This window comes from Haematobacter missouriensis (assembly GCF_000740775.1).
In the GTDB taxonomy this organism is placed as follows: domain Bacteria; phylum Pseudomonadota; class Alphaproteobacteria; order Rhodobacterales; family Rhodobacteraceae; genus Haematobacter; species Haematobacter missouriensis.
Genome location: NZ_JFGS01000001.1, coordinates 435800 through 446062, shown reverse-complemented (window position 1 = coordinate 446062; position 10263 = coordinate 435800). Strand labels below are relative to the sequence as shown.

Genomic DNA, 10263 nt, shown 5'->3' with positions numbered 1-10263 from the left:
GAGGAATTCAGTGAAAAATCGAGGTGCCCGACAATGTCCGGAACGCGCAGCCGCTTGAATATACGCAGCGCCTTTTCCGCCATCGAGCCGTAGAGAGGCAGGTCCGGCACAAGGGACCGCCCCTGCATGATCCGGTCCCGCCAATCCGGAACGGCGGTGTTCCAGACCTCTGCGCGGATTGGAGCGCTCATGTCAGTTCAGCACACCAGGGAGAAGGTCGTCTCCCCAATCGCTTCCCTGACCAGCCGTCTTGGCCGCGGCATTGGCGGCCTCCTTCTTCCCGACGGCCTTTGGCGGTGCCGGCAGTTGGTCTTCCGCTTCCTGGGAGTGGCGAAGCTTGCGCTCCATTCCCATCAAGTCGGATTTCTCCAGCATCTTCCCCAGTTCCTTCAGCGCGCCGACATTCCCTTCGTTCGCGAGGTTCATCGCGATCTCGATCCGGCGGGCGTCGAGCATGTCGCGCGCGGCGTCACGCTCCCGGAGCTCCTGAAAGAAATTGCGCCGAAAAGTCGGAAGCGACATGCGCAGCGTCCGCGCCATCCGGTCATTCGACCAGCCGAACGCCAGCAACATCTTGACTTTATTACGATCTTCCGGTGTCGCCTCCTTCCGGGGACGGCCGGGCTTGCCGGTCCCCGGCTCGACCGGGTTCCCGAACAGGTCGAAAACCTTGTCCATCAGAAAAAAATCTCCGCGTGTGGGGGACGCGGGTCCCGGCCCGAGAGACCCCCAGACTTTCGACCCACCCCCCCTCCGGGGGTCAGGTCAGACCTCGCCGCCGGGGTCAGACGCCCCGCCGCTCCTCCGATTGCTTCGCCCCGTCATGGCAGGCCTTGCAGAGGCACTGCAGGTTGGTGGGTTCCCAGAACAGCGCCTCGTCACCCCGATGCGGCTGGCGGTGGTCAGCGACCAGGAACCGCGTATCGCCTTCGACATGTCCGCAGCGCCTGCAGGTGAACAGGTCACGCTCCAGCACCGTCCAGCGCAGGTCCTTCCAGCGTGCCGTCTTGTACCACTTGCGCCAGTGTACCGCGGCGTCTCGCATTCGGGAGCGCTCACGCTCCGACCCCTGCCCGATAGATGACAGACGAGAGGGAGCGGCAGTCAACTTCGAAGGCATCTGCTTCAGCTTGCCCATCGCGACCCTCTGAAACGCAAAAGCGCCCGCCGGTTTCCCGTGGGCGCTATTCTGGATGATGATTCGATCTCTACATCCGGTTGACCTAAGCCGTCAAGAGCCTTCGCGATAGCCCGCCATGCGGTCCATGGCGGCGCGCAGGGCCTTACGCAGCGCTTCGATGTGATCCGTCTTGCGGGACCAGCCATGGGCGTCCAGCACCTCGCTCAGCGACTGCCCGCGCAGACACACCCGATCCACAAGCACACGGTCGAGGATGATGGACCGCACCACCTGCCCTGCCTCACCCCGCTTCGAAGGCCGCACACGCCGGACGGTCATGGCCGGCATGGCTCCGATGCGGCGATGCATGGCAGCGAGGATCCGCCCCTCATGCACGAAGGCATCGATGAACTCGCCGCTGCCGCCAGCACCGCCCCGGCCCGTCGTTTCCAGCGAGGCGCACCGCATGCCGCCAGCGCTGTGCCGCTCGGTCAGGTCACGGTAATAGCGCGCGGTCATCACCTGCCCCGGGGTGAAGGGCGCGACAAAGGCCTCCTTGCGCCCGGCCTTCGACCACGCAGCCCGCGCCTGATCTTCCATCAGGTCGAAGACATCCACCCGCCGCGCGGCATCCCGGCCCCGGTAGCCCATCGGCTCGGATTGGTAGTCGCCGATCAGACGCTCGGTGCGCAGACCCGGCTGCGGATCATCGACACTGGCCAGCGGACGGAGTTCGGTCGGCATCCATGCCCGAAGCGGCCCGCGGGCTGGTGCCGGGATGATCTCAGGACCGCAACTGTCCGGCGCACGTCCCGCATCGATCATCGCCGCCAAGGCGTGCTGTGGATCGAGCAGAGCCGGATCCTTCCGCCCACTGGCGACGGCGACCCGACGCACAGCGTGGCGGGTGGTGGCCACCAGTCGTGCGATCAACTCGGGCGACGGCTCTGCGATGGTCACCTGCATGTTCATTCGGCTGCCTCCTGCCTGTTCTGCCCTGCTTCGATCAGCGCATACGCGCGCCGACGGTCGGCTTCGTAGCGATCCATCCAAGCCTGATCGTCATCGGTGACGGTCTGCCGGTCGATCCGGCCCCGTACCAACTCCACGCGACGGGCGTTCTCCGCTGCACGCTCCCGCAACTCCCGCATATCGCCCGGCAGCGGCGGACGACCCCGCTGGAGCAGGAAGCGCAGCAGCTCGACCTCATACCCGCCCATGATCGCCCTCGGCCCCTCGACCGAGGCGAACCACGACCGCACGATCCGCCGCTCCTCTGCGGGTGCATCCTGCAGACCTTTTGCGAAATTGCGGATCACCACCTCAGACGGCCACCGTCCGTCCGCCGCCGCATCGATCAGCGTCTCTGCCAGCGTCTCCAGGTTGCCGGGCGTCATGTAGGCCAGATGTTCGACGAGCCGCCGCATCAGCCCGTCATGTGCCGCCACTGACACGCCACGGGGGCGCTGGAGGCCGGCATCGGTCAGCCGATCCACCAGCAGGGTACGGACTGCGTCGCGCCCTGTCGGGGCTGTGTGCGTCGTCTCTTCCATGCCTTCCTCCTTTCTCAGCCTGATCCCCTCAGCACTGGCTCCGCGTTCGGGGGTTTTCCGGAACTCTGTCTTGTCTTTGTTCTGTCTTTTTTATTGTGCGCCCGGACACTTTTCGGGCTGACCTGTCCACGGATTGTCCAAATCCGTCTTTTTCCGTCCTTTTTCCGGCTCTTTCCGTCCGTCGGACACTTTTCTTACTTATTTCTCAGTCAGTTGCGGAGCGTCTTGCATGCTGTGCGCTTCGAGGGCGCGTTTCACCCAATCCCGCGTCCGGGTGCCTTGGCAGTAGTGCTGCAGCCATGAATCGACCCATTCGAGTACGTTCATGTCGTTGGCCAGCCGCGCGCTTCCGCCCGCGCGCCGAACCTGCTCTGGCAGGCGGTCGAGCCGCTTGCGCCGCCGCCCGATCTCACCCTCCTCCTCCCGCTTGCGCCGCCGCCCGATCGCGTCGAGCACGGCCTCCGTCACGACCGGATGCATGAGCCGCCGCTCGCCGTCACACAGGCACGGCTGCCACTTGTAGAGCGGGCTCCACTCCGCTCTCCGCAATGCCTGCCATTCCCGCAGGTCGAGCAGCAGGAGCGCCGATAGCTGAACATCATCGTCTGGCAGCGTACCGACAGGCGTTTGCTCCTGGGCAATGAAGAATAGGTCCAGCGCCAGCCCGCGCACCATCGCGGGCGCGGAGAGACGAAATCGGCTGTTGAGCCAGCGGCGGTGATAGAAGGTAACGAAGAAATGCGACGTCAGCCGGTCATCGCGCGACAGCGGATATTCGGGCAGGTGATCAACATCCACCACGCTGAAAGTGGTGCGCGGAGCGTCATTCATGGTCCTGCACCCCGACCAGAGGAGCATTCCGCATGGCGCCGCCGACGGGGGTCGCGCGGCCCTCCATTGTCTTGATTGCCTGCAGGTACAGGCGACATCCGTTGAAAAGTTGTTTGGCGAGCGCCGCGCGGGCAAGCGCCTCCTGGGGGCTGATTTTTCCGCCCCGCAAGTCGGCGAGGTCCTGCGATAGGCCAAGGCAGACCTCATGCAGACCAAGACCGTCGGCAACGGGTGAGGATGTGTAGTCACGGGGCGCCATACCCGTACCTCCTGTAGAACTGTTGACGCGCCTCGCTCTCCAGCGCATTGGCGAGCGCGAAAATAAGACCGACGATGCGACGGTCACGGAAAGCACCGGCAGGGAGCATTGCGATGCCCCATTTCCGCTCGCACAAGGCGCAGCATGGAGCTATCGGATGGCACTGGATCGGGCCGGGCCAGCGCCGCCACCCTGGCCGCTCGCAGATGGCGCAGATGAACGGACGCGCACCGCTCATGACCATGAAGGGATGCTCTTCGTCCAAGACGTCATATCCGTGGGTCATAGCCATCACCGCAGCCGATGTGGGTTCAGGTCGCGCCACAGCAGCTCCAGCTGATGGCCATCCATCTGCGCGCGCGGCATCGCATCCTCCGCCCGGCACCGGGCCAGATCGATCACCGCCGCCATGCGGAAGATAGCCGCGTGCAGGTCACCGCCTGTCGCCTGAGTGAATTCGCGCGCGATCTGATCGGAGCTCACAGCAGCGCCTCCTGCCGATAGTCGTCATGCCGATTGAGCCAGCGAAACGCGGGCTCACCGCGCCACTCCTTATCCCAGACGAACCACGCGTTGCGCTGCGGCGGGGAGCCGTCGCCTGTGAAGTCAAGTTTCCACCGCATGAGGTAGGCGTAGGAAAAGGGCCGCGTATCGAGAAGCTCACCCAGCCCGTTGATCACCGCCGCGGGCCAATCCCAGCTGAGCAGCATCGCGCAGTAATCCCACCCCGGCATGTCCAGCGTGTGGCGCAGCCAGCGCGCCCTGCCGTCGCGGGCGTTGATCTCGCAGAATGGCGGATTGGTGATGATCGCTCGCGCGGGCGAGGCGTCATAGTCGTAGAAGGACCGCAGCGCGACCCCGGGCCATCCGCGATCGACAATGTCGGAGCCGACGACCGGCAGCCCGAAGGCCTCGATCTCGCGGGCCAGCGCGCCGTCGCCCACCGCATTTTCCCACACCGCTCCGCAGCGCCGGATACGCGACCCATCGCGCGACAGCAGCGCGCGTACAGCCTCTGGCTGAGCCGTGGGGTAAAAATCGTCATCGCGACGGACATCCGGCCCGCGCCGCATCTCCGGCAGATCGCCGATGAGTGCGCCCTGACCGACCGTGGCGGTGCGTTTGGCCTTGGTGGCGCGGAACAGCGCTTTGGTGGATGGGGCGGCCATCAGATGACCACCCCACCATCGGCAAAAGTACAAGTCTTGTTGGCGATGACAGTTGTGGCACAATTGGTGGTGGGACGACCGAATCGTTGCGGTCGCCCCACGCGCGGATCGCGACCCCTACCAAGGTCGTGGTCCGAATGCGGGAGAGGGGTAACAGCCCCCCGGCCCGCGATATCGGCATAGAGAAAGGACAAACCATGCCGACATGTCGCCACCCCGTCACCGGGGTTGAACTGAACATCCTCGCCATCCATCGGAAGCGTCTGGATGATGACGAAGTCCTGACCGCGCGCCTTCTGCGCGATGAAGGACACAAAGTGCAAGATATCGCAGCGATGCTCGGGACCAATCAGGGTCGCGTGCACGGCGCGATCGGGAGCACAGGAAAGATCGCCTAGAGCGGAGAGATCGTACTGGGCAGAAGCTGCTCTTTGCCCAGTGCACAAACCTGGCGGTGTATGACGCACACCCATCACCTGCACCCCGCTGCACGGATCAGCCGCACCGGCTTGGCTTCTGGCTCCTCCATCCGCCTCAAGCGTTCGGAGTTGACGCCGTGCATCGTCGAACTGTGGTCCAGGCCGAGCGCGCGACCGATCGCCGAGAAGCTGAAACCCTCCCGATGGGCGATGTACATCATCAGATGACGGGCCTGTGCGACGACCCGAACACGGGACGTGCCAAGGATATCCTCCACCGGCAGGTCGGTTTCCGCAGAGATCGCCTCTGCGATCTGCCGGAGCCGCCGCACCGGCGATATCTGCTGCAGCGCCGCGATCCGCGCCATGTCCGCATCGTCAAACATCGGCATCTCCTGCATAGACGAATACCTTGCGATTGGTGGACAGCGCCCACGCCACCTCGGCATGGACACCCTCAGAGCGCTGCCATCCGGGCACATCCGGCACGACAAGAGCGCTGCAGGCGTGGAGCATCGGGCGGCACCATGCGGTCCACGCCGCCCGGTCCAGAGGATCCACACCGCGCCCTTCCCGGCTCTGCACCATTGCCGCAGCCAGCACGATCGGGCTGATCGCGGTGATACCAACGGCATGGAGTGCATCCGCCGCCTGCGCCGCATAGCACTGCATCAGCACCGACTTTTCGAACGACCACCGCCCGCCCCGCCCACGCACCTCGCGGCTGTACGGCGTGGCCAGATACACAAGGCTCCCCCGTGCCCCCGCCGCGACGGTATCCGGCGAGGCACCCAGCGTGATCAGCCTCACTGCAGCAGCGTCACCTGTCAGGAGGGAGGGCCAAGCGATGCTCATTTGGATAGCACCCGATGGAGCGCGTCGAAATCGATCCGGTTGGCCACATACCGGTCCCGGAGGAAATCAGGATCTATACCGCCCATGATGCACACCGCGCGGAACTGCGCCCCCGCCTGCCGTATCCAGCGGTCCGCTGAAATCTTGTCGGCCTTCGCGTGGAAGGAATTGGCCGGGGCCAGTGCATCGCGCACCGCGACGAGCACGACAGATTGCCAAAGTCGGGCCTCCGGCGTCAGGTGCGGCATCCGCGCGAACATCAGCGCACCTCAGATCGCGCCGTCGGCGCGGGCCACTGCACGCGGCCCGAAAACGGCACCACCACCCCCGACGCATGCACGGTGTCGCGGTCCATTTCGCGCGCGGCGTGACACAGCGCACAGTCGCATTCGTCATCCGCCGGCAGACGGTCGCTCATTCGACTTGCTCCTCAGAGATTTCCGTCGCGGAAGACCGCTTGACGATGTGGAAAAACTTTTCCGCCTTTTTTTTGAACCTCAGCGCCCTGCGCTCCGCGCGGCGCTGCCGGAGTCGATAGAAGCGGTGCAGCATCCAGAAGATCACGTTCATGGCAGATCCTCCGGATCCAGAAACCCGAAGACGGCCTCCGTCCCTGCAAGCGCCAGCACGCGAATCACATGGCGGAAGTGCGGGGTGTTATCCCCCCGAAGCCAGTTGCGGACGGTCTTAGGATTGACGGTTCGCCGGCGAGTGGAAAGGACAGCGGCGGCGGTTTCCGCTAGATCGTTGTCTGACGTGGTGCCCGGAAAGGCCTGCCGGAGCAGCTTTGCGAACCGCTCCAGCTCCGCCTCCTCGTCCTGCGCCAGAGTCTTTGGTTTTCGGCAAGACTTTTCCAATCGAAACGCTCCATCATGGTAGGGAGGTTGACCATGTAGAGAGTGAGGGGCGGCGGATGATGGGGATGTCATTCCGCCGCCTCGGTTTTCGGAGGGGGGTTCGCCGCCATGTAGGCGCGAACCTTCTCAGCCACCTTCATGGTGCAGGATGCAGTTCCCGCTTCCCACTTCGACCACGTCGTGCCGCCGAGCTTTGCCGCGTTCTGCAGAACCGTGGAAGGAAGAATTCCCCGCGCTTCAGCGTACGACCTGATTTCACTCATGAGGTGTTCCATGCGGCTGAAAGTAGGTTTAAAAACCTATATAGTCAACGGATTTTAAACCGATTGCCGATGTTCGTCGTGAATAGGATATTTTTCCTATGCGCGACTTCGTAGATATACTCGCCGATCGGATAGCCGCGGACCCGTCGCTGACTGAGGCTGGCCTTGCAAAAGCAGCCGGTCTGGACAACAGCACCATCCGCCAAATGATCAGGCATCATCGCCATCCCCGGATAGATACTGCGCTAAAGATCTGCCGAGCTCTCGGCGAAACGGTGGAGACGTTTATGTCCGAGCAGAACGACCCGGTGGTTTCCGAAGTTCTACTTCTTCTCGACCAGCTAGAACCCGCAGAGAAGGCGATGTTGCTAGCCGCTGCACGAGGTTTGCGCGATGCTCACCAGCGGGATGCAGAACAATCTCACGGAGGGCCAAAAGTATCTCAGCCCAGCTAATCTCATCTTCTGTCACTTGCTAACCCTATTGAAACAAACAAATTTTCAGATTTGAGAACAATCTTCCACGCCCATCAAGCACGACGATGGTATGCGAACATAAGAGGATCGTCGTTAGCATTCGGTTAAGGAATCAGGCATGTGCAACGACCCGATCACCAACCTGACCGAGCCCCTGAACGCGCTGGAGAAGGAAAAAGACGCCTTCGAACCGGGCCGCGGCTATTACTGCCCGATGGAGATTCGAATGACAGATAAAAGGACAAACGGCGGCGGAAATAAGGTGCAGGTCAACAAGGGATCGTCGCCAAAATCGTTGGGGTCAAAGCCCACCACAATTCAGAACGGCTCATCACCGTCCAAGCTCACATCACCCTCACAGCCACCAAAAAAGAAGTAGCGAAGCTATTTCAACCGGATGTTCACACGTACAACCTCGCTTGCGGGGATGTAGGTCATGCGGGTTCCCCACTCGGCATGGTGCACGTCCTCCCTCTGCTCTTCGCTTCCATCAGGAAATTCCTCTTCTTCCACTGCCATAATGACTGACCCGTCGCCGCCGAGGTATAGCCCCTCCCAAGGAGCATGCGAATAAATCTGTCGGTTGTTGAGATAGAGGGTTCGGCCGTCTCTGGTGTGGACTGAAATTTGCCCGACCTTTCTTTTCGTCTGGACAAGAGCGGCCCAGGATCGGTGCACTCCATCTTCCCGATGAACACCAAGCTTGCCAATCGCCCAAATGCAGAAGTCCCTCAACCAGGCGCGCCACAAAAGCGCAACACAGAGCGTCACCCCTATCGCACATGCGGCTCTCGACCAGTCCGACCAGTCCTCAGGCTGTTGGAACACCAGAGTGGCCAGCACCGAGAAGGCAAGCGTCCCAAGAAATACGTCTACCGCACTGTGGTCTTGGCGAAGACCAGCATAAGCTAGACCATAGGCAAGGAATCCAGCGCCGACAGCTACTCGCGTCGCAAGCGACAATTCATAAAACGCGTCAAAAGTCATCTGCCACCTCTCCGCCGGTAGATACCACGGCCCCTTAGGCCGTTGCGCGCAGTCGCGATGATCGGAACTTCAACGAAACACTTTCTTCAGCTTTTCGGCAGGAAGCATCATGATCTATGACAGTGGCAGGCCAAGGTGCTGTTTGACCCGAGCCACTGCATACGCCTCAGCCGCGGCCAGTAACGCTCTCGCGCCATACCCACCTGCAGCCTTGGCGCCAGCTTTCACCTTTCCCCAGGCATTGGCATCTCGCATGACCGCGAGGAGCGTATACCCTTGGTCGCGGATCCGAAAATGGTCGCTATGCTTGCCGGACACCTCCAGTGCGCCGGCGTCCGCCAGCATCAGCGCATGGTAGTACCGCTTCTCACTGGCGTAATCGCCTTCATCCAGCGAAATGTAATGCACCCAATCTTCACCTGCCTCCAACTCAAACATGAGTTGCCGAAAGCACTCATCGTCTTTCTTCATTGTCTCGCTCCATCTGAGCCGCGAGACCAGACTAGGAGGCAAGGCAAGAGAGTCGCAACAGGTCCACGCCTCGCACCTACGCTCCTTCATAGCCCCCTCCTTATCCGAGGGGGCTTTTGCATGCCGCCCTCACGCGCCGCAGCCCGGCGCTGGCAGGGGTGATTCTGACAGAGAAAGGGTGATATCCGCAACCGCTGTGTAGGTTTTTCGTCCTATTATTTCTTGACGTAGGTTTTTTAACCTATAAATTGGTCACATCGAACGCCGCCGGGCATCATCCCGGCCCCGATGGAGGATCACCCATGCAGCCCGCACCTGCCCATCAATCCGAAGCAGCGACCACGCCCCTCGGCGCGGCCACCCGTCACCTCGCGGTCGCCCAGGCGCGGCGCGCCCTGCTCGACGCCGGTACCCCGCTGCGCCTGCGCCGTATGGCGTGGTTCACCGCCAAATCCGATTTCGGTCACCCGGTAACGCAGAGCCGCTTCCTGCTGCTCTTCGGCCGGGCCTGACACCCGATCCGCAGCCCTGTCCCTGTGCTGCGGCCCGCGCCTCCACTCTCGGATCTTCTAGGCGCGCACTTCCCCCGGCCCGCTTTCCCCGAAAGACCAACACGGGCCGGGGGCTTTTCCTGTCCGAAACGCTGACACCCGGAGACAGGCATGGCCGACACCGACCGCACCGAACTGGATCAGGTCCGCGCAATCAGCGAGGCCGCGGAAAAGGACATCGACGGGCTTCCCGCACGGCTGCGCTTCTATGCCGCCATGGGTGGCACGACGACGATCGATCTTTCCGCCGTCGGCGCGATCCGGCTGGCCAACCGCTTGGAGCGCAGTACCGCGCAGCCCCTGTTGGTCGTGATCCCGCCGCCAACGCTGCCCGAACAGCAGATCGAGGCGCTGTGGCGCCGTCTCTGCGGCTGCCTGTTCCTCGCGCTCGCGGCGACGGCGGCGGCGGACACCTTTTTCAACCTTCTGGCGCTGGCCCGCTGAGCCGCGCC

General features: G+C 62.8%; 23 protein-coding genes. 4 read left to right on the top strand and 19 right to left on the bottom strand.

The genetic code is table 11. From position 1 onward, the window contains the following. The 17 genes from CG51_RS20520 to CG51_RS02130 all read right to left on the bottom strand — a co-directional run. A partial coding sequence (locus tag CG51_RS20520) for a hypothetical protein (RefSeq protein WP_035741203.1) occupies positions 1 to 191 on the bottom strand: 191 nt, incomplete at its 3' end. A gap of 1 nt (position 192) precedes the next feature. Continuing rightward, positions 193 to 678 (bottom strand): hypothetical protein, encoded by a 486-nt coding sequence (locus tag CG51_RS02200; RefSeq protein WP_035741202.1) that lies wholly within the window; start codon positions 676 to 678, stop codon positions 193 to 195. A 106-nt stretch (positions 679 to 784) separates the two neighbouring features. Beyond that, entirely contained in the window at positions 785 to 1045 is a 261-nt protein-coding gene (locus tag CG51_RS02195) for an HNH endonuclease (protein WP_233141342.1), read from the bottom strand. A 186-nt stretch (positions 1046 to 1231) separates the two neighbouring features. Then, positions 1232 to 2092, bottom strand: a complete 861-nt coding sequence (locus tag CG51_RS19015; protein WP_051929979.1) for a hypothetical protein — start codon at positions 2090 to 2092, stop codon at positions 1232 to 1234. Then, positions 2089 to 2673: a hypothetical protein gene (locus CG51_RS02185; protein ID WP_051929978.1), complete on the bottom strand. Its 585-nt coding sequence runs from the start codon at positions 2671 to 2673 to the stop codon at positions 2089 to 2091. Before CG51_RS02185 ends, CG51_RS19015 begins: the two co-directional genes overlap by 4 nt. Before the next feature lie 198 nt (positions 2674 to 2871). After that, complete coding sequence (locus CG51_RS02180) at positions 2872 to 3504, bottom strand: hypothetical protein (RefSeq protein ID WP_035741197.1); 633 nt, start codon at positions 3502 to 3504, stop codon at positions 2872 to 2874. Continuing rightward, positions 3497 to 3763: a hypothetical protein gene (locus CG51_RS02175; RefSeq protein WP_051929977.1), complete on the bottom strand. Its 267-nt coding sequence runs from the start codon at positions 3761 to 3763 to the stop codon at positions 3497 to 3499. The genes CG51_RS02180 and CG51_RS02175 overlap by 8 nt, the downstream gene beginning before the upstream one ends. A gap of 291 nt (positions 3764 to 4054) precedes the next feature. Next, complete coding sequence (locus CG51_RS02165) at positions 4055 to 4246, bottom strand: hypothetical protein (RefSeq protein ID WP_035741194.1); 192 nt, start codon at positions 4244 to 4246, stop codon at positions 4055 to 4057. Then, on the bottom strand, positions 4243 to 4932 hold the full coding sequence (locus CG51_RS02160; RefSeq protein WP_035741192.1) for a hypothetical protein: 690 nt from the start codon (positions 4930 to 4932) through the stop codon (positions 4243 to 4245). Before CG51_RS02160 ends, CG51_RS02165 begins: the two co-directional genes overlap by 4 nt. Continuing rightward, complete coding sequence (locus CG51_RS19895; RefSeq protein ID WP_143412946.1) at positions 4932 to 5255, bottom strand: hypothetical protein; 324 nt, start codon at positions 5253 to 5255, stop codon at positions 4932 to 4934. The genes CG51_RS02160 and CG51_RS19895 overlap by 1 nt, the downstream gene beginning before the upstream one ends. Positions 5256 to 5404: 149 nt before the next feature. Further along, complete coding sequence (locus tag CG51_RS02150; RefSeq protein WP_035741187.1) at positions 5405 to 5737, bottom strand: helix-turn-helix domain-containing protein; 333 nt, start codon at positions 5735 to 5737, stop codon at positions 5405 to 5407. Then, positions 5730 to 6206 carry a DUF1937 family protein gene (locus CG51_RS02145; protein ID WP_051929975.1) on the bottom strand — a complete coding sequence of 159 codons (477 nt, stop codon included), beginning with the start codon at positions 6204 to 6206 and terminating at the stop codon, positions 5730 to 5732. The genes CG51_RS02150 and CG51_RS02145 overlap by 8 nt, the downstream gene beginning before the upstream one ends. Next, positions 6203 to 6466, bottom strand: coding sequence for a hypothetical protein (locus CG51_RS02140; RefSeq protein ID WP_035741185.1), 264 nt, complete (start codon positions 6464 to 6466; stop codon positions 6203 to 6205). Before CG51_RS02140 ends, CG51_RS02145 begins: the two co-directional genes overlap by 4 nt. After that, a complete protein-coding gene (locus CG51_RS19890; protein ID WP_156961325.1) occupies positions 6466 to 6624 on the bottom strand; it encodes a hypothetical protein in 159 nt (52 codons plus the stop codon). The genes CG51_RS02140 and CG51_RS19890 overlap by 1 nt, the downstream gene beginning before the upstream one ends. After that, on the bottom strand, positions 6621 to 6776 hold the full coding sequence (locus CG51_RS19885; protein ID WP_156961324.1) for a hypothetical protein: 156 nt from the start codon (positions 6774 to 6776) through the stop codon (positions 6621 to 6623). The genes CG51_RS19890 and CG51_RS19885 overlap by 4 nt, the downstream gene beginning before the upstream one ends. Then, positions 6773 to 7063: a hypothetical protein gene (locus CG51_RS02135; protein ID WP_035741182.1), complete on the bottom strand. Its 291-nt coding sequence runs from the start codon at positions 7061 to 7063 to the stop codon at positions 6773 to 6775. Before CG51_RS02135 ends, CG51_RS19885 begins: the two co-directional genes overlap by 4 nt. Positions 7064 to 7131: 68 nt before the next feature. After that, positions 7132 to 7326 (bottom strand): XRE family transcriptional regulator, encoded by a 195-nt coding sequence (locus CG51_RS02130; protein ID WP_233141341.1) that lies wholly within the window; start codon positions 7324 to 7326, stop codon positions 7132 to 7134. A gap of 98 nt (positions 7327 to 7424) precedes the next feature. On the opposite strand from CG51_RS02130, the gene CG51_RS02125 reads away from it, so the two are divergent. Further along, positions 7425 to 7781: a helix-turn-helix domain-containing protein gene (locus tag CG51_RS02125; protein WP_051929974.1), complete on the top strand. Its 357-nt coding sequence runs from the start codon at positions 7425 to 7427 to the stop codon at positions 7779 to 7781. Positions 7782 to 7920: 139 nt separating this feature from the next. Beyond that, positions 7921 to 8181, top strand: a complete 261-nt coding sequence (locus tag CG51_RS19880) for a hypothetical protein (protein ID WP_143412947.1) — start codon at positions 7921 to 7923, stop codon at positions 8179 to 8181. 5 nt (positions 8182 to 8186) lie between these two features. Here the strand turns inward: CG51_RS19880 and CG51_RS02120 are convergent, their stop codons facing one another. Then, positions 8187 to 8789: a hypothetical protein gene (locus tag CG51_RS02120; RefSeq protein ID WP_035741176.1), complete on the bottom strand. Its 603-nt coding sequence runs from the start codon at positions 8787 to 8789 to the stop codon at positions 8187 to 8189. Between the two features lie 114 nt (positions 8790 to 8903). Continuing rightward, positions 8904 to 9260 (bottom strand): DUF2513 domain-containing protein, encoded by a 357-nt coding sequence (locus CG51_RS02115; protein WP_158212563.1) that lies wholly within the window; start codon positions 9258 to 9260, stop codon positions 8904 to 8906. Positions 9261 to 9562: 302 nt separating this feature from the next. Here CG51_RS02115 and CG51_RS02110 point away from each other — a divergent pair, with 302 nt between their 5' ends. After that, a complete protein-coding gene (locus CG51_RS02110; RefSeq protein WP_035741173.1) occupies positions 9563 to 9772 on the top strand; it encodes a hypothetical protein in 210 nt (69 codons plus the stop codon). 150 nt (positions 9773 to 9922) lie between these two features. Beyond that, positions 9923 to 10255, top strand: a complete 333-nt coding sequence (locus tag CG51_RS02105; protein ID WP_035741171.1) for a hypothetical protein — start codon at positions 9923 to 9925, stop codon at positions 10253 to 10255. The last annotated feature ends 8 nt before the right edge of the window (positions 10256 to 10263 follow it).

Coding starts and splice junctions, on each gene's coding strand:
- CG51_RS02200 (WP_035741202.1), bottom strand. CDS start 678: ATGGACAAGGTTTTCGACCTGTTCGGGAACCCGGTCGAGCCGGGGACC.
- CG51_RS02195 (WP_233141342.1), bottom strand. CDS start 1,045: ATGCGAGACGCCGCGGTACACTGGCGCAAGTGGTACAAGACGGCACGC.
- CG51_RS19015 (WP_051929979.1), bottom strand. CDS start 2,092: ATGAACATGCAGGTGACCATCGCAGAGCCGTCGCCCGAGTTGATCGCA.
- CG51_RS02185 (WP_051929978.1), bottom strand. CDS start 2,673: ATGGAAGAGACGACGCACACAGCCCCGACAGGGCGCGACGCAGTCCGT.
- CG51_RS02180 (WP_035741197.1), bottom strand. CDS start 3,504: ATGAATGACGCTCCGCGCACCACTTTCAGCGTGGTGGATGTTGATCAC.
- CG51_RS02175 (WP_051929977.1), bottom strand. CDS start 3,763: ATGGCGCCCCGTGACTACACATCCTCACCCGTTGCCGACGGTCTTGGT.
- CG51_RS02160 (WP_035741192.1), bottom strand. CDS start 4,932: ATGGCCGCCCCATCCACCAAAGCGCTGTTCCGCGCCACCAAGGCCAAA.
- CG51_RS02150 (WP_035741187.1), bottom strand. CDS start 5,737: ATGTTTGACGATGCGGACATGGCGCGGATCGCGGCGCTGCAGCAGATA.
- CG51_RS02145 (WP_051929975.1), bottom strand. CDS start 6,206: ATGAGCATCGCTTGGCCCTCCCTCCTGACAGGTGACGCTGCTGCAGTG.
- CG51_RS02140 (WP_035741185.1), bottom strand. CDS start 6,466: ATGTTCGCGCGGATGCCGCACCTGACGCCGGAGGCCCGACTTTGGCAA.
- CG51_RS19890 (WP_156961325.1), bottom strand. CDS start 6,624: ATGAGCGACCGTCTGCCGGCGGATGACGAATGCGACTGTGCGCTGTGT.
- CG51_RS19885 (WP_156961324.1), bottom strand. CDS start 6,776: ATGAACGTGATCTTCTGGATGCTGCACCGCTTCTATCGACTCCGGCAG.
- CG51_RS02130 (WP_233141341.1), bottom strand. CDS start 7,326: ATGAGTGAAATCAGGTCGTACGCTGAAGCGCGGGGAATTCTTCCTTCC.
- CG51_RS02125 (WP_051929974.1), top strand. CDS start 7,425: ATGCGCGACTTCGTAGATATACTCGCCGATCGGATAGCCGCGGACCCG.
- CG51_RS19880 (WP_143412947.1), top strand. CDS start 7,921: ATGTGCAACGACCCGATCACCAACCTGACCGAGCCCCTGAACGCGCTG.
- CG51_RS02120 (WP_035741176.1), bottom strand. CDS start 8,789: ATGACTTTTGACGCGTTTTATGAATTGTCGCTTGCGACGCGAGTAGCT.
- CG51_RS02115 (WP_158212563.1), bottom strand. CDS start 9,260: ATGAAGAAAGACGATGAGTGCTTTCGGCAACTCATGTTTGAGTTGGAG.
- CG51_RS02110 (WP_035741173.1), top strand. CDS start 9,563: ATGCAGCCCGCACCTGCCCATCAATCCGAAGCAGCGACCACGCCCCTC.
- CG51_RS02105 (WP_035741171.1), top strand. CDS start 9,923: ATGGCCGACACCGACCGCACCGAACTGGATCAGGTCCGCGCAATCAGC.